The 19,852-nt window shown below is 42.4% G+C and carries 23 protein-coding genes and 1 tRNA gene; 19 read left to right on the top strand and 5 right to left on the bottom strand.

The window, feature by feature from the left end; genetic code table 11:
- Positions 1-4 precede the first annotated feature (4 nt).
- Positions 5-1,207, top strand: coding sequence for a Wadjet anti-phage system protein JetD domain-containing protein (locus PGU50_RS11045; RefSeq protein WP_022220200.1), 1,203 nt, complete (start codon positions 5-7; stop codon positions 1,205-1,207).
- Positions 1,208-1,480: 273 nt separating this feature from the next.
- Here PGU50_RS11045 and PGU50_RS11040 read toward each other — a convergent pair whose 3' ends face one another.
- Together PGU50_RS11040 and PGU50_RS11035 are read right to left on the bottom strand one after the other, a co-directional pair.
- On the bottom strand, positions 1,481-2,068 hold the full coding sequence (locus PGU50_RS11040; protein WP_008372489.1) for a TetR/AcrR family transcriptional regulator: 588 nt from the start codon (positions 2,066-2,068) through the stop codon (positions 1,481-1,483).
- A 136-nt stretch (positions 2,069-2,204) separates the two neighbouring features.
- Entirely contained in the window at positions 2,205-3,236 is a 1,032-nt protein-coding gene (locus PGU50_RS11035) for a proline racemase family protein (RefSeq protein WP_117823717.1), read from the bottom strand.
- A 145-nt stretch (positions 3,237-3,381) separates the two neighbouring features.
- On the opposite strand from PGU50_RS11035, the gene PGU50_RS11030 reads away from it, so the two are divergent.
- From PGU50_RS11030 to PGU50_RS11000, 7 genes are all read left to right on the top strand, one after another.
- Positions 3,382-3,479, top strand: a tRNA-Sec gene (locus PGU50_RS11030).
- A gap of 421 nt (positions 3,480-3,900) precedes the next feature.
- On the top strand, positions 3,901-5,229 hold the full coding sequence (prdC, locus tag PGU50_RS11025; protein WP_270246963.1) for a proline reductase-associated electron transfer protein PrdC: 1,329 nt from the start codon (positions 3,901-3,903) through the stop codon (positions 5,227-5,229).
- A gap of 77 nt (positions 5,230-5,306) precedes the next feature.
- Positions 5,307-7,178, top strand: coding sequence for a D-proline reductase (dithiol) proprotein PrdA (prdA, locus tag PGU50_RS11020; RefSeq protein ID WP_117558504.1), 1,872 nt, complete (start codon positions 5,307-5,309; stop codon positions 7,176-7,178).
- Between the two features lie 11 nt (positions 7,179-7,189).
- Complete coding sequence (locus PGU50_RS11015) at positions 7,190-7,471, top strand: CBO2463/CBO2479 domain-containing protein (RefSeq protein WP_022220196.1); 282 nt, start codon at positions 7,190-7,192, stop codon at positions 7,469-7,471.
- 21 nt (positions 7,472-7,492) lie between these two features.
- The gene (prdB, locus tag PGU50_RS11010) at positions 7,493-8,218 is read left to right on the top strand and encodes a D-proline reductase (dithiol) protein PrdB (protein ID WP_270246961.1); all 726 of its coding nucleotides are present in this window, start codon (positions 7,493-7,495) and stop codon (positions 8,216-8,218) included.
- Positions 8,219-8,395: 177 nt separating this feature from the next.
- The gene (prdD, locus tag PGU50_RS11005) at positions 8,396-9,160 is read left to right on the top strand and encodes a proline reductase cluster protein PrdD (protein ID WP_270246960.1); all 765 of its coding nucleotides are present in this window, start codon (positions 8,396-8,398) and stop codon (positions 9,158-9,160) included.
- A gap of 11 nt (positions 9,161-9,171) precedes the next feature.
- Complete coding sequence (locus tag PGU50_RS11000; RefSeq protein WP_055158009.1) at positions 9,172-9,645, top strand: glycine/sarcosine/betaine reductase component B subunit; 474 nt, start codon at positions 9,172-9,174, stop codon at positions 9,643-9,645.
- Between the two features lie 115 nt (positions 9,646-9,760).
- On the opposite strand, the gene PGU50_RS10995 is transcribed toward PGU50_RS11000, so the two are convergent.
- Positions 9,761-10,381 carry a TetR/AcrR family transcriptional regulator gene (locus tag PGU50_RS10995; protein WP_117558517.1) on the bottom strand — a complete coding sequence of 207 codons (621 nt, stop codon included), beginning with the start codon at positions 10,379-10,381 and terminating at the stop codon, positions 9,761-9,763.
- A 196-nt stretch (positions 10,382-10,577) separates the two neighbouring features.
- Between PGU50_RS10995 and PGU50_RS10990 the strand changes: the two genes are divergently transcribed.
- Positions 10,578-12,866 carry a hypothetical protein gene (locus PGU50_RS10990; RefSeq protein WP_270246958.1) on the top strand — a complete coding sequence of 763 codons (2,289 nt, stop codon included), beginning with the start codon at positions 10,578-10,580 and terminating at the stop codon, positions 12,864-12,866.
- Positions 12,867-13,334: 468 nt separating this feature from the next.
- Here PGU50_RS10990 and PGU50_RS10985 read toward each other — a convergent pair whose 3' ends face one another.
- Together PGU50_RS10985 and PGU50_RS10980 are read right to left on the bottom strand one after the other, a co-directional pair.
- Positions 13,335-13,526 carry a hypothetical protein gene (locus PGU50_RS10985; protein ID WP_118198918.1) on the bottom strand — a complete coding sequence of 64 codons (192 nt, stop codon included), beginning with the start codon at positions 13,524-13,526 and terminating at the stop codon, positions 13,335-13,337.
- 425 nt (positions 13,527-13,951) lie between these two features.
- Entirely contained in the window at positions 13,952-14,443 is a 492-nt protein-coding gene (locus tag PGU50_RS10980) for a nitroreductase family protein (RefSeq protein WP_270246955.1), read from the bottom strand.
- 407 nt (positions 14,444-14,850) lie between these two features.
- Between PGU50_RS10980 and rpsJ the strand changes: the two genes are divergently transcribed.
- The 10 genes from rpsJ to rpmC all read left to right on the top strand — a co-directional run bounded on the left by rpsJ (position 14,851) and on the right by rpmC (position 19,833).
- Complete coding sequence (gene rpsJ, locus PGU50_RS10975; protein ID WP_008372521.1) at positions 14,851-15,168, top strand: 30S ribosomal protein S10; 318 nt, start codon at positions 14,851-14,853, stop codon at positions 15,166-15,168.
- A gap of 90 nt (positions 15,169-15,258) precedes the next feature.
- A complete protein-coding gene (gene rplC, locus PGU50_RS10970) occupies positions 15,259-15,939 on the top strand; it encodes a 50S ribosomal protein L3 (RefSeq protein WP_055297549.1) in 681 nt (226 codons plus the stop codon).
- Positions 15,940-15,969: 30 nt separating this feature from the next.
- Complete coding sequence (gene rplD, locus PGU50_RS10965) at positions 15,970-16,590, top strand: 50S ribosomal protein L4 (RefSeq protein WP_008372524.1); 621 nt, start codon at positions 15,970-15,972, stop codon at positions 16,588-16,590.
- Positions 16,590-16,895: a 50S ribosomal protein L23 gene (gene rplW, locus PGU50_RS10960; RefSeq protein ID WP_008372525.1), complete on the top strand. Its 306-nt coding sequence runs from the start codon at positions 16,590-16,592 to the stop codon at positions 16,893-16,895. The genes rplD and rplW overlap by 1 nt, the downstream gene beginning before the upstream one ends.
- A 69-nt stretch (positions 16,896-16,964) precedes the next feature.
- Positions 16,965-17,807 carry a 50S ribosomal protein L2 gene (gene rplB, locus PGU50_RS10955; protein WP_055261675.1) on the top strand — a complete coding sequence of 281 codons (843 nt, stop codon included), beginning with the start codon at positions 16,965-16,967 and terminating at the stop codon, positions 17,805-17,807.
- Positions 17,808-17,832: 25 nt separating this feature from the next.
- Positions 17,833-18,114: a 30S ribosomal protein S19 gene (rpsS, locus tag PGU50_RS10950; protein WP_008372528.1), complete on the top strand. Its 282-nt coding sequence runs from the start codon at positions 17,833-17,835 to the stop codon at positions 18,112-18,114.
- 31 nt (positions 18,115-18,145) lie between these two features.
- Entirely contained in the window at positions 18,146-18,532 is a 387-nt protein-coding gene (gene rplV, locus PGU50_RS10945; protein WP_008372530.1) for a 50S ribosomal protein L22, read from the top strand.
- Positions 18,533-18,543: 11 nt separating this feature from the next.
- The gene (rpsC, locus tag PGU50_RS10940) at positions 18,544-19,200 is read left to right on the top strand and encodes a 30S ribosomal protein S3 (protein ID WP_008372532.1); all 657 of its coding nucleotides are present in this window, start codon (positions 18,544-18,546) and stop codon (positions 19,198-19,200) included.
- The gene (gene rplP / locus PGU50_RS10935) at positions 19,200-19,637 is read left to right on the top strand and encodes a 50S ribosomal protein L16 (protein WP_008372535.1); all 438 of its coding nucleotides are present in this window, start codon (positions 19,200-19,202) and stop codon (positions 19,635-19,637) included. The genes rpsC and rplP overlap by 1 nt, the downstream gene beginning before the upstream one ends.
- A complete protein-coding gene (gene rpmC, locus PGU50_RS10930) occupies positions 19,627-19,833 on the top strand; it encodes a 50S ribosomal protein L29 (protein ID WP_008372537.1) in 207 nt (68 codons plus the stop codon). Before rplP ends, rpmC begins: the two co-directional genes overlap by 11 nt.
- Positions 19,834-19,852 lie beyond the last annotated feature (19 nt).

Here is a 19,852-nt window from a genome sequence, read left to right as displayed (position 1 = left end):
GAAAATGTATCTGGTAGACAGGATTATAGAAAGATGTGAGAACAGCAGCCGTGACTGGCGGGAAGGAGCGACTGGAGGGAGGACCCTTCGGATCACACAGGAGGATTATGATGCCTGTGGGAAAGAAGAGCTGATCGAAGAGGTGCAGCGCCTGGAAAGAGCAGGACTTCTGACTGTGAAAAAATGGGTTGTCCCAGACAGCGATGTAGAGCTTGTGGCATATCAGGTAGAGCATCTTCCGGATTTTTACCGTCTTGCAGACAGCGAAAGTGGAGAAGAATACTGGCCGAAGCAGGCGAAGGTAAATTATTATATACGTATGATTGACCAGGAGCTTTCGGAAGGCTTTCAGAAAGAATGGATCGAGAATTATCTGGAAAAGCTGAAAGAGCGGATCGCAGAAGGTGATCTGCCGAAAAATATAGAGAAGCTGGAAAAATATCTGGACTGTTACCGGGGACTGGACTCTCTGGAAGAACCGATGATGAAGCGGATTTTCAGTAAACGCTATCTGAAGGACAGCAAGATCTTCGAGCGGGAGATGGAACGAAATGTGGTGACGGCTGCAAGGAGATATTGCCCGGAGATTACGGCAGATATGGATATCCAGACGGTTCTGGAGCAGCTGCTGATCGAAGAAAATTCCCAGGAACTGGCAGTTAAAGGACCGCTTAAACTGAAGATCTGGAAAGGATCAGAAGCAAAAAGAGTGGATCTTTCCGATTTTACATATGGAGTTGTGCTGAACAGCCAGACAGTCAAGCATGCAATGGTTGAGGTAGAGCAGCCGGCACTGAAAAAAATCGTGACGATCGAGAATAAGACGAATTACCTTGCGATGGAATATGATCCGGAGATCCTTTATATCTACAGTCATGGATATTTTTCACCACTTGAAAGAGAATTTCTGAAGAAGCTGCAGAGAGTGATCGAAGGGAAAGACGTGGAAGTATTCCACAGCGGAGATATGGATTACGGTGGAATCCGGATTTTTGAATATATCCAGAAGCATATTTTCCCGGGAATAAAGCCATTGCAGATGGATGTGGAGACCTACGAGAAATACGAAGAATATGCGAAAACAATCTCGAAAGAGACGATGGAAAAGCTGGAAAAGGTAAATGTTCCACTTTTAGAGGAGTTAAAAGAAAAGCTTCTTGAAACCGGAAAGGGAATTGAACAGGAAAGCTTCCTGATTGAAGAATAGAGTACAGTGCATAAGGAAAAAGTGCGGCAGTGAAAAGAAAAAGACCAGAATGCCCTGGTAGTGGGGCGGGTTCTGGTCTTTTTGTGTATACGATGAGCCAAGTGCAGATTTGTGCTTGCACAAGGATCTGCATTTGACGAATGTACATCATCGAGCTGTTAAGCGAGATGATGTACAAAGTATAAGAATCGAGTAGGAGTCAGCCTACTCGATTGTAGTGCGATGATCCATGTGCAGAAGGGTGTCTATACTGTCAATGAAAAAATGACAGAATTAAAATCCTTCTACAAACTGGTCAAGTACATGTGGAAGAAGCTTGTCGCTGTATGCGGTGAGAGAATACTTGCCTTTGCATAATGCCCAGTCATAAAGAACAGCACGTTCGTACATTGCATAAATCTTCAGAAGTTCATCAGCAGTACTGGTGCCGTTGAATTCTCCATTTTTCAGTGCAGTGCTGATTGTCTCAGTGAGCCACACGAAATAGTAACGATCGTTTTCAAGAAGGGAGCGCTTATCTTTGGTGATCAGCTGGGACGAGTAGAGGGAGGCTAAAAGCCCGACATCGACACTGGTCTCAATCATATGAAATAGTTCATGGTTAAAAAATAACAGCTTGTCATAAGCGGAAAGATCCGGATCTACGATTCCTGCAAGCTCTTCATACTTTTCGTCAAACAGATAAGAAAGTGTGTTGAGAAGAGCTTCTTTTCCCTTAAAATAGTGGTAAAAGGTTCCTTTTGAGGTCTTAGAAGCCGAGATGATCTCATCAACAGTGGTCTGTTCATAACCATGCTTGTAGAATAGATTCCACGCAGCTTTTATGATACGGCTTTTGGTGGAACTTCTTTTCTTTGGCATGAAAATTCCCCTCCTTTGAAAATAGTAATCTTTTTTTATTATAGCAGAATGGACATAAAATAACAAGAAAGTAATTTGTTTACAAAAAAAGAAGACAAAGCCATATACATAGCTCTGTCTCCTGAAAGATTTTGACTTAACGGCCTACTTTGAAGCCATATTTTAACGGATCATCTGGATCGATCACATAAGTGGATTCCCCTGTCAGATAAGCACTTCCGGTAATCTGCGGAATAACGGCATCATAGTCGGCAACCTTTGTAGTGTCTAAGATTACGCCTTTGAACTGAGAGCCGATAAAGCTTTCATATACGAAAGGCTGTCCAACTTTGATCTCACCTTTTTTGTAAAGGGTGGCGAGCTTTGCGCTGGTTCCGGTTCCGCAAGGAGAACGGTCAGCCATATGATCTCCGAAGATAACGACATTACGTTTGTCGCATCCAGGAGTATCGGTAGAGCAGTAAAGCTCTGCGAGGTCGACAGTTGTGATATCAAGTTCCGGATGCCGGATCTCTACTTCGGCATTGACCTTTTCAATCAGCTTCATACCGAAATCGGTAAGCTGTGGGATTGACTGTGGATCTACGTGCCATCCGAACTGTTCGATATCAACAAGTGCGAAGAAGCTTCCGCCGAAAGAAATATCATAGTGAACTTCTCTGCCATCAACTTCTGTTGTGAGGTTTTCTTTGTAAAGGAAAGCCGGTACATTAGTAAGTGTTACATTAAGTACCTTTCCATTTTTGACTTCTGCTTTGGTACGGATAATTCCTGCAGGAGCATCCAGAACAACTTCTGTATAAGGTTCTACGGCAGGAACAAGTCCTGTTTCGATGATTGCTGTAACCGAACCGATTGTTCCATGACCACACATATTCAGATATTCTCCAGTGTCCATGAAGATCACACCAAAATCAGCTTCCGGGTGGATCGGATCTGTCAGAAGAGCACCAAACATATCATGATGTCCACGTGGCTCAAACATAAGAGCCTGACGGTATTTGTCGTAATGCTTTGCAAGAAAGTTCTTACGTTCGATCATGGTATCCCCTTCAAGCTTCGGGAAACCTGATGTAATGATTCTTGTAAATTCCCCAACTGTATGTGTGTCAATCGCATGGAAAGATGCCTCAAATGCGTCAAGATTCAGTTTTGGATTGATTTCCATTTTTAATATTCCTCCTTAGTTGAAAGACCAGACCAGAGTCTAGTATGCAGTTCAGTTTTCTTTAAAAATATTATGTACGAAAATACTTGAAAAGTCAATGGTAATTTGCTATAATGAATAAGCTTGATTGGAATAATCAATATATGGGGGTAGATGGATAACTGGTGTGTCTCCTGGTCTTCAAAACCAGTGTGGGGCGTTAGGAGCGTCCTGGGTGGGTTCGATTCCCACATGCCCTCGCCAAAAAGAGAGGTTTTTGGGCGAAAAGCCTTAAAAAGATAAAGAGAAAAGCTGCTGTATTGTTTTAGGGGAAACAGTACGGTGGCTTTTCTTTTTTGACGTAAATCCTCTTGACCAGAATACTTATAGATAATGCGGATAAGTAAAATGAGAAAAAATAGACAATCTGTAAAAATCAGACAGAACCGATGAAAAAAATAAATAGATTATATATAAAAAAGATATTGAATTTTCAAGTAAAATCATATAGACTATAGTACAGATCAATCACTAGACTAGATTCTAGTATTGAGTCCAACATGAAAAGTGAAAATCTATAAATGCTATTGAAAAAAATATATCTATTTGTTAAACTATAGTCAAATACGCGTAGGACAAGATAAGATATAGATTTCGACGTAGAGGAGAAAGGAAGAGAAGAGACATGGCAAACTTACAGATTTTGCTGCGTCAGCATGTAGGAGCTCCTTGTGCACCGGTTGTAAAAGCCGGAGACAGAGTAGAAAAAGGGACTCTGATTGCAACACCGACAGGCCTTGGAGCTAATATTTTTTCAAGTGCATATGGTGTGGTAGAAGACGTACTGGAAGACCGTATCATCATCAAGCCGGATGAAGAACAGAAGGATGAATATGTAAAGATTCCGGAAGGCAGCAAGCTTGATATGGTAAAAGCGGCAGGTGTTGTCGGAATGGGTGGCGCCGGATTCCCGACAGGTGTAAAACTCGGAACAGATCTGCAGGGAGGATATATCCTTGTAAATGCAGCGGAGTGTGAGCCTGGACTTCGTCATAACATTCAGCAGCTGGAAGATGATTGTGCGAAAGTTATCCGCGGAGTAAAACACTGCATGGAGATTTCCAATGCATCAAAAGCTATTTTTGCAATTAAGAAGAAAAATGAAAAAGCAGTAAAGGCACTGCGCGAGGCATTAAAAGATGAAGAGACGATCACAATCCACTTACTTCCGGATATTTATCCGATGGGAGAAGAACGTGCGGTTGTAAGAGAATGTCTTGGAATCGAACTGAATACAACACAGCTTCCGTCAGCAGCGAATGCAATTGTCTGTAATGTAGAAACTCTTGCGAGAGTTGCGGAAGCAATTGAAGAGAGAAAGCCATGCTTTTCTAAGAACCTTACTGTTATCGGTAAGATCAATGGCGGTAATGAGCCACATGTATTTATGGATGTACCGGTCGGCACAAGCGTTGGGGAAATGATCGAACGTGCCGGCGGTATTGATGGTGTATATGGGGAAATCATCATGGGTGGTCCATTTACCGGACATGCTACTACAGAGGATGCACCGATCACAAAGACAACTGGTGGAATCATTGTTACAATTGATTTCCCGGATCTTCATGGTGCAAGTGTAGGTCTTTTGGTATGTGCCTGCGGTGGTAGCGAAGAACGTATGAGAGATATTTGTCAGAAGATGAATGGTGTAGTGAAATCAGTAGCCAGATGTAAACAGGCAATTGAAAACAAACCGGGAGCTCCGCTTAAATGCGAAAGACCTGGAAACTGTCCTGGACAGGCTAAGAATAATATCCAGTTCAAGAAGGATGGATGCGAGTACATTATTATTGGTAACTGCTCAGACTGTTCAAATACAGTAATGGGATCAGCACCGAAGATGGGACTTAAGGTATTCCACCAGACAGACCATGTAATGCGTACAATCGGACATCCACTTTACAGATATCTGCGTGTTTCAAAACAGGTAGAACAGTTACCGGAAGGTAAATAGATAAGTTGATACCTCACTTCGGTGAGTGTATAAATAGTTAATTGAGTTATTGTTAAATTAACAAGGAGGAAATTATTATGTCAATTACAGCGGAAACCGCAAAAGAACATGCAAAAGATCCTGCAGTATTATGCTGTAGAGCAGAAGGCGGCATTACAATCCAGGCTGCAAACCTTGAAGATCCGGCTATCTTTGATGATCTGGTAGATTCAGGACTTCTGAAACTTGATGGAACACTTACAATCGAACAGGTACTTGGAGCAAAGCTTGTTAAGACCTGCGATTCTCTTACACCACTTACAGCTGATCTTGTTGAAGGCGCAAAAGCACCTGCAGCAGAGGAAGCACCGGCTGAAGAAGCAAAAGAAGAAGTGAAAGAAGAAGCACCAGCAGTTACTGCAAATCCTACAGCAAGTGTACAGAAAGTTGGCGGCGTGTTAAAAATCCACATTGGAGAAGGCAAAGATATCGATATCGAAATGCCGATGGGTTTTAATAACGGTGTTGCAGTAGCGGAAGTACCGGCAGAGGTAGAATTACCGGCAGGCGTGGTTTCAGGCGCAACACCGACAAAAGAGCTGGAACCGAAAGTCGTAAGAAGCGTTACCAGAAAGCATTATAAAATTACAGAAGTAAAGCGTGGACCGGAGACAAAGATCGAAGGAACAACTCTTTACATCCGAGAAGGAATTGAAGAAGAAGCAGTTGCTTCACAGGAACTGGTTCATCAGTTAAAGATTGATATCATTACACCGGATCAGTACCATACTTATTCTAATACAATCATGGACGTACAGCCGATCGCTACAAAAGAGGGCGAAGACGAAATCGGTACAGGTACAACAAGAGTACTTGATGGCGTTATCATGATGGTTACCGGAACAGACGACAATGGTGTTCAGATTGGTGAATTCGGTTCTTCCGAAGGATACCTGGATGAAAATATCATGTGGGGACGTCCGGGAGCTCCTGATAAAGGTGAGATCTTCATCAAGACAGAAGTTATCATCAAAGAAGGAACCAACATGGAAAGACCTGGCCCGCTTGCTGCACATTCTGCAACAGACGTGATCACACAGGAAATCCGTGAAGCTCTGAAGAAAGTAGAAGACGAAAGCCTTGTAGTAGATACAGAGACATTCAATCAGGTAAGAAGACCTGGTAAGAAGAAAGTCGTTATCGTAAAAGAAATCATGGGACAGGGTGCTATGCATGACAATCTGATCCTTCCTGTGGAACCAGTCGGAGTACTTGGTGCAAGACCAAACGTTGACCTTGGAAACGTACCGATCATGGCATCTCCACTGGAAGTACTTGACGGATGTATCCATGCACTTACCTGTATCGGACCTGCATCAAAAGAAATGTCAAGACATTACTGGAGAGAACCACTGGTTCTTGAAACTCTCCATGATGAAGAAGTTGACCTTTGCGGTGTTATCTTTGTAGGTAGCCCACAGATCAATACAGAGAAATTCTATGTATCAAAACGTGTTGGTATGATGGTAGAAGCTCTTGATGTTGATGGTGCATTTGTTACAACAGAAGGATTTGGTAACAACCACATCGATTTTGCAAGCCATATCGAACAGATCGGTATGAGAGGAATTCCGGTTGTTGGACTTTCATTCTGCGCAGTACAGGGAGCACTTGTAGTTGGAAACAAATACATGCAGTACATGGTAGATAACAACAAATCTGAATCAGGAATCGAGAACGAAGTTCTTGCCTGCAACACGCTTTGCCAGGAAGAAGCAATCCGTGCACTTGCTATGTTGAAAGCTGGAATGGCTGGAGAAGAAGTGAAGAAGGCAGAAAGAAAATGGAATCCGAATGTAAAAGCAAATAACATCGAACTGATTTCAAAGACTATGGACAGAACAATTGAATTGGTTAAGAACGAGCAGTCACTGCCGATGAGCCAGAAGAGAAAAGAAAAATACGATTAAGGTGAATGACTATGAAATATGGCGATAAGATCATCTATATGGAAGGCGTAATCGTAGAGATCCATGATGGATGTGTTGGAATCGATTTGAAGGGACGATTAGGTTATCTGAAAATCCCGATGAGAATGCTGATTACGGATTATCCATTAGTGGTAGGACAGGAAGTTGGATGGAATATGAGTTTTGTCGAACAGCTTGGACCGGACGCCAATGAAAAATATGTTAGTAACCTGCAGACGTATCAGAGACGTCAGGAAGAAATGAAGTCTCATAAGAAGAATGATGAAGTGTAATTATATCAGGAGGAAATAGACATGAGTTTGACCGTTGTTAAAGGACTTCAGTCAGAAATCTTTGTTCCGGTAACTCCGCCGCCAGTATGGGCTCCGGTGAAAAAAGAACTGAAGGATATGACAATTGCCCTCGCCACAGCAGCAGGTGTGCACCACAAGGATCAGAAGAGATTCAACCTTGCCGGTGACTTTACCTGGAGAAAAATAACAGATAAAATGCCGTCAGATGAATTAATGGTATCTCACGGTGGATATGACAACAGTGATGTAAACAAAGACATCAACTGTATGTTCCCGATTGACCGTATCCATGAGCTTGCTAAAGAAGGATTTATCAAAGCATGTGCACCGGTACATGCCGGATTCATGGGTGGTGGCGGAAACCAGGAAAAATTCAAACATGAAACTGGTCCTGCCATTGCAAAGATGTTTGTAGAGGAAGGCGTAGACGCAGTTATCCTCACCGCTGGTTGAGGTACCTGCCACCGCTCTGCAGTTCTGGTGCAGAGAGCGATTGAAGCCGCAGGAATTCCTACAATTATTATTGCTGCGCTTCCGCCGGTTGTTCGTCAGACCGGTACCCCACGTGCGGTTGCTCCGCGTGTTCCTATGGGAGCTAACGCTGGTGAACCACACAACGTTGAGATGCAGACAGGCATCATAAAAGCAACTCTGGAACAGCTTGTGAAGCTGGATATTCCAGGAAAAGTTGTTCCGCTGCCGTTTGAATATGTAGCGAAAGTATAATCAAATAGTAAAAAGGGGACATCCCCGGCAGGATTGGGGCGAAAGCTCTGATTTGCCGGAGATGTCCTTTTTATTTAACTGGATATTTTGATAAAATTTCCTGTTAGATAAAAGGTGCTACGTGCCTCAAATGTGCCAGGGCGCATTTGGGTTCAATTTAGAATTGAGGATGATTATATGGAGAAAGAAATAGATCTGCGCCGGCTTGTGATCAAAACTTTCCATATTACTGAGGTGGAAGAAGGCGGAGAAAATAAAGTGACAGCATCTGGAAAGATGACGATCGAGAAGAAAATACTGGATGAAATTTTACCGAAATATCCACAGCTTTCCAAATTAGATGTACAGATTATAAGACCGGGAGAACATGACCGTTATACCAATACGATGATGGATATCATTCCGATATCGACCAAAGTACTTGGAAAGATTGGGGACGGGATTACGCATACGCTCACCGGCGTTTATGTAATCCTTACCGGTGTAGATGAAAACGGAAAACAGGCACACGAATTTGGGTCCAGTGAAGGCAATCTGAAAGAGAAGCTGTATCTGAACCGTGCGGGTACTCCGGGGGATGATGATTATATTGTGTCATTTGATGTTGTTCTGAAACCTGGAATGGGACAGGAAAGAGAAGGTGTACTTGCAGCCCACCATGCCTGTGACGAGTTTATCCAGATTTTCCGGGAACAGATGAAGAAGTTCAGGGGCGATCTCTGCACAGAGAGACATGAGTACCATGATGTGGTTCGCCCAGGGAAAAAACGTGTTTTGATCGTAAAACAGGTTGCCGGACAGGGTGCGATGTACGATACTTCGTTATTTGCAAAAGAGCCTTCGGGAACTGAAAACGGTCGCTCGATCATTGATATGGGAAATATGCCGGTGATCGTTACACCAAACGAATATCGTGACGGAATTATCCGTTCTATGCAGTAGGAGGTGCGATTATGGGAATTGGACCATCGACAAAGGAAACATCACTGCACCATTTCAGGGATCCTCTTCTTGATGTGGTATCATCGGATGAAGATCTGGATCTGATGGGAATCATAATTGTTGGAACGCCGGATGATAATACAGATAAATTGCTTGTTGGAACCCGTGCGGCAGTATGGGCGGAAGCTATGCGGGCAGACGGAGTTATCCTGTCGTCCGATGGATGGGGAAACAGTGACGTAGATTTCGCAAATACGGCTGAACAGATGGAAATCAGAGGAATTCCGGTAACCGGGCTGAAATTCAGTGGTACAGTTGGCCAGTTTGTGGTAGAAAATGATCATCTGGGAGAAATTCTGGATATCAATAAAAGTGAAGAGGGCATTGAGACAGATGTACTCGGAGAAAATAATGTGACGGAGCTAGATGCGAAAAAGGTTACTGCAATGCTGAAGCTGAAAATGCGGAAAAATGAGAAGCGTTAAGGTTTTGAAATTTGAAGAAAACTGTCAAAAGTAAAGCTGGCAGGGAAAGAAGATATAGAAAAGTCCTGTTGAGAATCCGGATTCGATATTCGGATTCTGACAGGACTTTTGCTGTTTAATTTTCTGCGGTATCTTCGATAATATGGTTACGGATGATCGCGCGGATACTTTCGTTAAGATATGGCTTCAATTCTTCAAACGACATCGGATCGTTGTCCAGGATCGTGCTGTATGAAGTAGAACTTGCAAGTTCTATGATCAGAAACAGCATAGTTTCCGGTGCACGAAGTTTGATTGTCGGATGATCTAAAAGGATATTACTAAAATATGCAAGAATTTCACCCTCATCATCCTGTGTATTATTGGTGATAGCCTGTCTGAAAATGCCCCAGCTGAGATTCTTAGAGATAAATCTCAGAATCAGTTTATTTTTCTGCATGGCATTTAAAACGTAATCTACAATAAAAATAATCTTATCTTCGAATTCGGGGATGTCGGCTGTCTCAAGAGCTTTGTGTGCTCTCTGGAAAAGTCGGCTGGCTGTCCGTGCGATCAGCCGGTCGCGTATCTCGTATTTGTCTGCAAAATATAAATAGAACGTTCCTTTCGCAACTCCGGCCTTTTTTGCTATATCGCTGATTGATGTTTTCTCGATTCCCTGATTCAGAAATAAATCGTATGCGCTTTGAAAGAGAGCATCCATTTTCTGATGCTTGTTTTCATCTACTTTTCCCATGATTCATTCCTCTTTTCTTTTGAATTATCTTTATTATAAAATCAAAATGACTCAGCGTCAACTTTTTTGTAGAAAAATATTGACTTGTGGTCATTTTTGAGGTATAGTAAGTGCGAGCTAGAAAATGACCAGTAGTCAAAAAGAAGAAAGCATACCGACAGGAAAGTCAGTAGAGGCTTACAGGAGGTTTTTAAACATGAAGAACAGGGAATACAGAGTATTAGTTACACTTGCACTTATGGCATCACTTGTAGTTGGAAATATTGCAGGAACATCTGTAAATGTGCAGGCGGCAGATAATAAAGATAAAAGTACAGAGACAAAGAAAACAAGCGAAACAAAAACAAGCAGCAGCGCAACACCTGCAAAAGATGAGACTGTATATGTAAAAGTAGATGACGCAGGAAACCAGAAAGATGTTACGGTATCGGATCAGCTGAAAAATATTTCGAGTCTTGGAACAATCGATGATGTATCAGATTTGAAAGACATCAAGAATGTAAAAGGTGATGAAACCTTTTCTGAAAATAACGGTAAAATGGTATGGCAGGGAGATAAGAAAGATATCTGCTATCAGGGAACAACCACAAAGAAGATTCCTGTAGGAATGAAGGTTACTTATGAACTTGACGGAAAGAAAGTTAGCGCAGATGATCTGGAAGGAAAGAGTGGACACTTAAAGATCCATTATGAATATCAGAATACAAGTGCTGACAGCGGGAAATATACACCATTTTTGATGGCAACCGGACTTCTGATGGATGGAGAGAAGTTTTCAAATGTAACCGTTGATAATGGAAAAGTAATCTCAGACGGTGACAGAAACATCGTGATTGGAATGGGACTTCCACAGTTGAAAGAACAGCTTACATCAGTTAGTAGCAAGGTGGATGATCTGGATATCCCGGATTCCTTTACAGTAGAAGCAGATGTGACAGATTACGAAAAAGTAGAAGCTGTTACGGTCGCAACAAATGAAGTATTTAATGAAGTAGATACAGATAAATTTGACAGTCTGGATGAACTGAAGGATTCTATGACAGAGCTTCAGGATGCATCAAACAAACTTGTCAGCGGCTCCGGAGAACTAAAAGACGGACTGGATACACTGCTTTCTTCATCAGGAACACTGGTAAGCGGAATTGATCAGCTGGCAAGTGGCGGAAATACATTGGCTAGCGGAACTGGTAGTCTGGTGAGCGGAGCGAATACGCTGGCTGATGGAAGCAAGAGCCTGGCAAGTGGAACAAGCCAGTTGGCAAGTGGAGCTGAGAGTTTGAATGCAGGATCCGCACAGGTAGCAGCAGGAGCAAAGAGTGCAAAAGACGGAGTTGGACAGCTTGAAAGTGGAGCGCAGGCATTAAACGATGGGGTTGCACAGATGCAGAGCCAGGTTGGAGCAGGAGTAAGTTCATTAAATGATGGTGTGGGACAGTTGAGTGATGGAATCAGTCAGGCGAAAGATGGTGCGGTAAGTCTTACGGAAGGTTCAAAACAGGTGGCAACAGGAGCTGGACAGGTAAGAGATGGACTTGCACAGGCACAGGCAGGTGCTGGCTCGTTGCAAGACGGGGCGAATCAGTTACAGGCAGGAGCTTCTGGGTTACAGACAGGATTGAATACTATTGCGAATTCAGAAAACAGCAATGCTATGATCGCAGGGCTTGAGGCTTTGAAACAGGCAGTGCCGGAACAGGCAGGGACAATTGACCAGATTATTACGGGTATACAGGCACAGCAGACGGCAATTAGTCAGGTGGCAGCAGGAGCAGGAAATCTTGTGACGGGAGCGAACAATCTTGCAATAGGAGCCGGAAACTTATCCGACAGCCTTAGAACACTTGGAGCAGGAGCGACACAGGTGGCAGATGGAGCCGCAAGTGTACAGACAGGAGCTGAAACATTATCGGGAGGCCTTGGAACTCTTGGAACAGGTGCAAACCAGTTGCAGTCTGGTGTTGGAAGTATGGCAACTCAGCTTGCAGCAGGAACCAAACAGCTTTCAGAAGGAACTGGAGCATTACTTGCAGGAACACAGAGCCTCAACTCAGGACTTGGAACATTAAGCGCAGGCGCAAGTCAGGTGAGCGAAGGAAGCGTAGCCCTCAGCACAAATATGAAGACAGCAAATGCAGGAGCGCAGTCAGTAGCAAGTGGTGCAAGTCAGCTGGCAAGTGGCGCATCCCAGCTCAACAGCGGAGCCGGAACTCTTTCGACAGGCCTGAACACGCTTCAGAATAGCACTGGTGCATTGGTATCTGGTGTAGAACAGCTTGATTCCGGAGCAGCTGAATTGAACAGTGGTATGATCCAGTTCAACGAAGAAGGAATTGAAAAACTGGTAAGCGTATTTGACGGGGACATCGATGCACTTCTGGATAAGGCAAACGAACTTCTGGATGCATCCAAAGAATACAAGAACTTCTCTGGAATCGCAGACGGAATGGACGGAAGCGTAAAATTCATTTTCGTGAGTGATAAATAATTGATGAATAATGGATAGAAGATGGGGCGTGTGAAAAAACGAGAGTTGGGTTAGAATAGATTATGTTATTAATTTTCATTGCAAGTTAATTATAACAGAAAGAAAGACCTTGAGTTCATTATAAACTCTTGGTCTTTCTTTTTTGGGGGACTATTCTTTTTTCACAGCCCCTTTTCATATTAAGAGTGCAGGACATTAGATTTGTTGACTCATTTTTAAGTTTTATAATTTTGAATCAAGTTTTCAACCTCATTTTATTGATTTACTTTTAATATTTGCGATTTAAAGTCAAAAATTTCATCCATTTGTATTGATTTGATTTTTGATTTTGCAATTCAAGATTAAAATTCGTGTTCCACAATCATCCTTTGGAAACGTAAAATGTGTATAAAAAATATGAATGAAAAAATGCCGGGAAGTCAAAGAAGCTTTCCCGGCATAAATATCTGTATTTATTTAACAAAAAATCTAGTACCGCAACTGTATCCCCTGCTCCTCAATCCAGTCTTCGAGCTCATCTTGGGAATCAGCGGCCCATTCGGAGTTGGAGCCTGCTTTGAATTCATCTTTCAGATCTTCCTGCACCAGCTCTTTTGAAAATACGGGTTTCTCGTCTGTACGGGGATCTTTCGGGGTATCTATCGGTCTTGAACTACTCATATTTTCACGTCTCCTTTACTTTTGGAAAGAAAAAACATGACCCCTCGAGGTCATGTCTTTTCTTTTTGGTATGTCATTGAGAGGTTTTTCCTCGTTGCATTGCAGTTTGCCTTATATACAAAGCTGGGGAATGCTCCTACAAAGAGGATGTATATATAAATTGGAGTTTTATCGTTGCAAGACCATTCTTGGGGGAAACGACCGGCAACAATATAACTGCAATAACAACCAATGTTGTAGCTTAATCAAGTCTTTTTAAAATAGCGGTATCCTCGTGTTGGAAACCGCCTTTGGTTTAGCTCTCTGATTAAGTTGGTTACACTATAGCACTTTATCACAGTAGTGTCAACAAGAAACTGGTAAATTTCTAGATAATTTGTGTATTAAAATGTGTACAACACGGTCAACTGTACGCCAGTGAGAGATTAACGGTATTGGAGCAGCTCCTGGGCTGATTTGCGTGCCGGAACAGTTGGGCTGACAGCCGGATGACCGATTGCAATCAGGGCAGATACATTCAGAGTATCGTCAAGACCAAGTAGTTCTTTTACCTTTACCTCATCGAAAATACCCATGACAACCGAACCGATTCCGCATTCATGAGCAGCGAGCTGGAAGGTCTGCGCAGCGATACCGGCATCGAACATTTCCCATTTATCCTTTTTTGAGGTGGAATAAGCTCCGTCCTTTTCGTAACCGCTTTTCCCCGGAACGGAAGCGAGAACAACCAGTACCGGTGCACCAAGAATGATGCCTGTATTCCATTCAAATCCCATAACAGCTTCTCTGGCAATCCTGTCTTTGAGAGCTGTTTCTTCTATTATAATATATCTTGCTGTCTGCGTATTCTTCCAGGATGGAGCGTAGGCACTTGTTTCTACGATTTTCTCGATCACTTCATGTGAGACAGGCTGCATTTAGCGAAGAAGCCTATGGATCTGGTACCCCGCTGAATATGAGAATATTATACCGCAAAAAGGGAATAAGAAAAATAGCACAAAAGGAGAAGATTTTTTAAGAAAAATTTGTATGAAAAAAAGTACAAAAAATAAAATAAAATGCTTGCAAAATGCAGAAACATCGGGTATACTAAAAAAGCTGTGACATGATAGCAAAGAAGCGCGAGGTTGCTGCCGAGAAGAATGGCAGGTTTTCCGTGGAGCGAATGTCAAGTTAGGAAACTGGCGACAAGTCACTGTACGAAATCATAACAGCTGCTGAGATGCAGTAACAACGTGTGAGTTTCTCACGACACACACGGGGAAGTGTACAGTCACCGCTTGTCGTACTGAGGTTTAAGTACGAAAAGGAGGCGACTTTTTTTATGGCAAGTCAAGTAATGAGAATCACATTGAAGGCATATGATCATCAGCTTGTAGATGCATCTGCCAAGAAAATTATCGAAACTGTAAAGAAAAATGGAGCAAAGGTTAGCGGACCGGTACCGCTTCCGACAAAGAAGGAAGTTGTAACAATCTTAAGAGCGGTTCACAAATACAAAGATTCCAGAGAACAGTTCGAACAGAGAACTCATAAGAGACTGATCGATATCATTGCACCGACACAGAAGACTGTAGATGCTCTGTCAAGACTGGAAATGCCAGCTGGTGTATACATCGATATCAAAATGAAGAACAAATAAGTTCTAATAAATTAAAACACAGTAGTTCCTAATATTTAGGATGAACACCCATAAGGGCGTTCCGCTGTAAATCACAGGAGGTAAAATAAAATGAAGAAAGCTATCTTAGCTACCAAAGTCGGAATGACTCAAATCTTCAACGAAGATGGAGTACTTACTCCGGTAACTGTTCTTCAGGCTGGACCATGTGTTGTAACACAGATCAAAACCGTTGAAAATGACGGATACAGCGCAGTTCAGGTTGGATTCGTTGACAAGAAAGACAAAATTGTTAACGTTGACAAGAACGGAAAGAAAGAAATCGTGCACAGACACGGAGTTACAAAGGCTGAAAAAGGACACTTTGACAAAGCTGGAGTAACAGGAAAAAGATTTGTAAGAGAATTCAAATTCGAGAACGCTGATGAATATCAGTTAGCTCAGGAAATTAAAGCAGATATCTTTGAAGCTGGCGACAAAGTAGACGCAACAGCAATTTCCAAAGGTAAAGGATTCCAGGGTGCTATCAAGAGACACAACCAGCACAGAGGACCTATGGCTCACGGCTCTAAGTTCCATCGTCATGCTGGTTCCAACGGTGCTGCATCTGACCCGAGTAAAGTATTCAAGGGCAAAAAGATGCCAGGACACATGGGAGCAAAGAAGATTACAATTCAGAACCTTGAAATCGTAAGAGTAGACGTTGAAAACAACCTTCTTCTGGTTAAGGGCGCAGTTCCGGGACCAAAGAAATCTCTTGTAACGATTAAAGAATCTGTAAAATCTATCTAAGAATGGCACTAGGAAAGGAGGAACATACAGATGGCAAACGTATCTGTTTACAATATCGAAGGTAAAGAAGTTGGAACAATCGACTTAAACGATGCTGTATTCGGTGTAGAAGTAAACGAACACCTTGTACACATGGCAGTTGTAAGCCAGCTTGCAAATAAACGTCAGGGAACACAGAAAGCGAAAACTCGTTCAGAAGTTTCCGGCGGCGGAAGAAAACCATGGAGACAGAAAGGTACCGGTCATGCAAGACAGGGATCTACAAGAGCTCCGCAGTGGACAGGCGGTGGAGTAGTATTCGCTCCGACACCGAGAGATTACTCTTTCAAACTTAACAAGAAAGAAAGAAGAGCAGCTCTCAAATCCGCTCTGACATCAAGAGTAGAAGAAAAGAAATTCATCGTTGTTGATGAAATTAACTTTGATGAAATCAAGACAAAGAAATTCCAGGATGTTCTTAATAACCTGTCAGTATCCAAGGCTCTCGTAGTTCTGGAAGACGGAAACAAGAATGCAGAACTTTCAGCTAGAAACATTGCTGATGTTAAAACTGCTAAGACAAACACAATCAATGTGTATGACATCCTGAAATACAATACAGTAATCGCAACTAAGGCTGCTGTACAGGCAATCGAGGAGGTGTACGCATAATGGCAAACATTCAGTATTATGATGTAATCCTTAAACCGGTAGTAACCGAAAAGACAATGGCTCTTATGGCTGACAAGAAATACACATTCCTTGTACACACAGAAGCTAATAAGACTCAGATTAAAGAAGCTGTAGAAAAAATGTTCCCAGGAACAAAAGTTGCTGGCGTTAACACAATCAACATGGACGGAAAGAACAAACGAGTTCGCGGAACCATGACATTCGGAAAGACAGCTAAGACAAAGAAAGCAATCGTTCAGCTGACAGAAGAATCAGCAGAGATCGAAATCTTCCAGGGACTGTAAGAAACTGGAACCTAAACGGTGCAAATCCGTGACAAAAATAACTAGCAAAATGCGAAAGGAGATAGAGTAATGGGAATTAAAACATACCGCCCATATACACCTTCCAGAAGACATATGACCGGCTCTGATTTCTCAGAAATCACAAAAACAACACCGGAGAAATCTTTAGTAGTTTCTCTGAGCAAGACTGCCGGACGTAACAATCAGGGTAAAATCACTGTTAGACACCGCGGAGGCGGAGTTAAGAGAAAATATAGAGTAATCGACTTCAAACGTAAAAAAGACGGAATTCCGGCAACTGTAATCGGAATCGAATACGATCCGAACAGAAGTGCTAACATCGCACTTATCTGCTACGCTGATGGAGAAAAAGCTTACATCATCGCACCAGAAGGACTTACAGACGGAATGAAAGTTATGAACGGACCAGAAGCAGAAGTAAGAGTAGGAAACTGCCTGCCGCTTTCAGCTATCCCGGTTGGTACACAGGTTCATAACATTGAGCTTCATCCTGGAAAAGGCGGACAGATGGTTCGTTCAGCAGGAAACAGCGCACAGCTCATGGCTAAAGAAGGAAAGTATGCAACACTTCGTCTTCCTTCAGGAGAAATGAGAATGGTTCCGATCGAATGCCGCGCATCAGTTGGTGTTGTTGGAAATGGCGATCACAACCTTGTAAACATTGGTAAAGCAGGACGTAAACGTCACATGGGTATCAGACCTACAGTTCGTGGTTCCGTTATGAACCCGAATGATCATCCGCATGGTGGTGGTGAAGGTAAGACTGGAATCGGTCGTCCGGGTCCGTGCACTCCTTGGGGTAAACCGGCACTTGGTCTTAAGACTCGTAAGAAAAACAAACAGTCTAACAAGCTGATCATCAGAAGAAAAGACGGTAGAGGAATCAAATAGTTAATTTTCAAGGAGGTTAGAACCTATGGCTCGTTCACTTAAAAAAGGACCATTCGCAGACGCAAGCCTGCTTAAGAAAGTGGAAGCAATGAACGCATCAGGAGACAAGGGTGTTATCAAAACATGGTCTCGTCGTTCTACAATCTTCCCGATTATGGTTGGACATACAATCGCAGTTCATGATGGAAGAAAACATGTTCCGGTATATGTAACAGAAGATATGGTTGGACATAAACTCGGAGAGTTCGTAGCAACCAGAACATACAGAGGACATGGAAAAGACGAAAAGAAATCGAAAGTTAGATAATATTTAACGTATTGAAAGGAGGTTTCATCCCATGGCAAAAGGACATAGAAGTCAAATTAAGAGAGAAAGAAATGCAAACAAGGACACCAGACCTTCAGCTAAGTTATCTTACGCCAGAGTTTCTGTTCAGAAAGCATGCTTCGTATTAGATGCCATCAGAGGTAAGGATGTAACAACAGCGCTTGGTATTTTAACATACAATCCAAGATACGCTTCAAGCATTATAAAGAAATTATTGGAATCAGCTATCGCAAATGCTGAGAATAACAACGGTATGAGTGTTGAAAACCTTTATATTGAGGAATGCTACGCAAATAAAGGACCAACAATGAAGAGAATCAGACCGAGAGCACAGGGCAGAGCTTACAGAATCGAAAAGAGAATGAGTCATATTACACTTGTGCTTAATGAAAGATAAGGAGGGCAATAATGGGACAGAAAGTTAATCCTCATGGCTTAAGAGTCGGTGTTATCAAAGACTGGGACTCTAAATGGTATGCAGAAAAAGATTTTGCTGACTATTTAGTAGAAGATCATAAAATCAGAAAATTTCTGAAGAATAAATTATACAGCGCAGGAGTTTCTAAGATTGAAATCGAAAGAGCTTCTGATCGTGTTAAGATCATCGTTTATACTGCTAAACCGGGTGTTGTAATCGGTAAAGGCGGTTCTGAGATCGAAAAAGTAAAAGCTGAACTTCAGAAAATGACAGATAAGAAAGTTATCGTTGACATCAAAGAAGTAAAAAGACCTGACAAAGATGCTCAGCTCGTTGCTGAAAACATCGCACAGCAGCTGGAAAATCGTATTTCCTTCCGTCGTGCAATGAAATCTTGCATGTCAAGAACTATGAAATCAGGAGCACTTGGTGTTAAGACATCCGTATCCGGACGTCTCGGCGGAGCTGATATGGCTCGTACAGAGTTCTACAGCGAAGGAACTATTCCGCTTCAGACACTGAGAGCAGACATTGACTATGGCTTCGCTGAAGCAGACACAACTTACGGAAAAGTTGGTGTTAAGGTATGGATTTACAAAGGCGAAGTACTTCCAACAAAGGCAGGTAAGGAAGGGAGCGATAAATAATGTTAATGCCAAAAAGAGTAAAACGTAGAAAACAGTTCCGTGGCTCCATGAAAGGTAAAGCATTAAGAGGAAACAAGATCACGAACGGTGAATATGGTCTTGTAGCAATGGAACCATGTTGGATCAGATCTAACCAGATTGAAGCTGCCCGTATCGCTATGACACGTTACATTAAACGTGGTGGTAAAGTTTGGATCAAGATCTTCCCTGATAAACCAGTAACAACGAAACCGGCTGAGACACGTATGGGTTCTGGAAAAGGAACTCTTGAATACTGGGTAGCTGTAGTTAAGCCAGGACGTGTAATGTTCGAACTTGCAGGAGTACCTGAAGAAGTTGCGAAAGAAGCATTACGTCTTGCTATGCACAAATTACCATGTAAATGTAAAATCGTTTCTCGTGCAGACTTAGAAGGCGGTGATAACAGTGAAAATTAAGACATTTGTAGAAGATTTAAAAGCAAAATCTGTTGCAGAATTAAATGAAGAATTAGTAGCTGCTAAAAAGGAACTCTTCAATCTGAGATTCCAGAACGCAACAAATCAGTTAGATAATACAAGCAGAATCAAAGAAGTAAGAAAGAATATCGCAAGAATCCAGACAGTGATCACAGAAAAAAGCCAGAATGCTTAATTAGGTGATATTCAGAAAG

It is taken from the genome of Coprococcus sp. AM11-30B (assembly GCF_027674365.1).
Lineage (GTDB): Bacteria > Bacillota > Clostridia > Lachnospirales > Lachnospiraceae > Allocoprococcus > Allocoprococcus comes.
This window is presented reverse-complemented; position numbering and strand designations above follow the sequence as displayed.

Excerpts from the sequence above, each read along its gene's own strand:
- PGU50_RS11045 (WP_022220200.1), top strand. The coding sequence starts at position 5 with ATGTATCTGGTAGACAGGATTATAGAAAGATGTGAGAACAGCAGCCGT.
- PGU50_RS11040 (WP_008372489.1), bottom strand. The coding sequence starts at position 2,068 with ATGCCAAAGAAAAGAAGTTCCACCAAAAGCCGTATCATAAAAGCTGCG.
- PGU50_RS11035 (WP_117823717.1), bottom strand. The coding sequence starts at position 3,236 with ATGGAAATCAATCCAAAACTGAATCTTGACGCATTTGAGGCATCTTTC.
- prdC (WP_270246963.1), top strand. The coding sequence starts at position 3,901 with ATGGCAAACTTACAGATTTTGCTGCGTCAGCATGTAGGAGCTCCTTGT.
- prdA (WP_117558504.1), top strand. The coding sequence starts at position 5,307 with ATGTCAATTACAGCGGAAACCGCAAAAGAACATGCAAAAGATCCTGCA.
- PGU50_RS11015 (WP_022220196.1), top strand. The coding sequence starts at position 7,190 with ATGAAATATGGCGATAAGATCATCTATATGGAAGGCGTAATCGTAGAG.
- prdD (WP_270246960.1), top strand. The coding sequence starts at position 8,396 with ATGGAGAAAGAAATAGATCTGCGCCGGCTTGTGATCAAAACTTTCCAT.
- PGU50_RS11000 (WP_055158009.1), top strand. The coding sequence starts at position 9,172 with ATGGGAATTGGACCATCGACAAAGGAAACATCACTGCACCATTTCAGG.
- PGU50_RS10995 (WP_117558517.1), bottom strand. The coding sequence starts at position 10,381 with ATGGGAAAAGTAGATGAAAACAAGCATCAGAAAATGGATGCTCTCTTT.
- PGU50_RS10990 (WP_270246958.1), top strand. The coding sequence starts at position 10,578 with ATGAAGAACAGGGAATACAGAGTATTAGTTACACTTGCACTTATGGCA.
- PGU50_RS10985 (WP_118198918.1), bottom strand. The coding sequence starts at position 13,526 with ATGAGTAGTTCAAGACCGATAGATACCCCGAAAGATCCCCGTACAGAC.
- PGU50_RS10980 (WP_270246955.1), bottom strand. The coding sequence starts at position 14,443 with ATGCAGCCTGTCTCACATGAAGTGATCGAGAAAATCGTAGAAACAAGT.
- rpsJ (WP_008372521.1), top strand. The coding sequence starts at position 14,851 with ATGGCAAGTCAAGTAATGAGAATCACATTGAAGGCATATGATCATCAG.
- rplC (WP_055297549.1), top strand. The coding sequence starts at position 15,259 with ATGAAGAAAGCTATCTTAGCTACCAAAGTCGGAATGACTCAAATCTTC.
- rplD (WP_008372524.1), top strand. The coding sequence starts at position 15,970 with ATGGCAAACGTATCTGTTTACAATATCGAAGGTAAAGAAGTTGGAACA.
- rplW (WP_008372525.1), top strand. The coding sequence starts at position 16,590 with ATGGCAAACATTCAGTATTATGATGTAATCCTTAAACCGGTAGTAACC.
- rplB (WP_055261675.1), top strand. The coding sequence starts at position 16,965 with ATGGGAATTAAAACATACCGCCCATATACACCTTCCAGAAGACATATG.
- rpsS (WP_008372528.1), top strand. The coding sequence starts at position 17,833 with ATGGCTCGTTCACTTAAAAAAGGACCATTCGCAGACGCAAGCCTGCTT.
- rplV (WP_008372530.1), top strand. The coding sequence starts at position 18,146 with ATGGCAAAAGGACATAGAAGTCAAATTAAGAGAGAAAGAAATGCAAAC.
- rpsC (WP_008372532.1), top strand. The coding sequence starts at position 18,544 with ATGGGACAGAAAGTTAATCCTCATGGCTTAAGAGTCGGTGTTATCAAA.
- rplP (WP_008372535.1), top strand. The coding sequence starts at position 19,200 with ATGTTAATGCCAAAAAGAGTAAAACGTAGAAAACAGTTCCGTGGCTCC.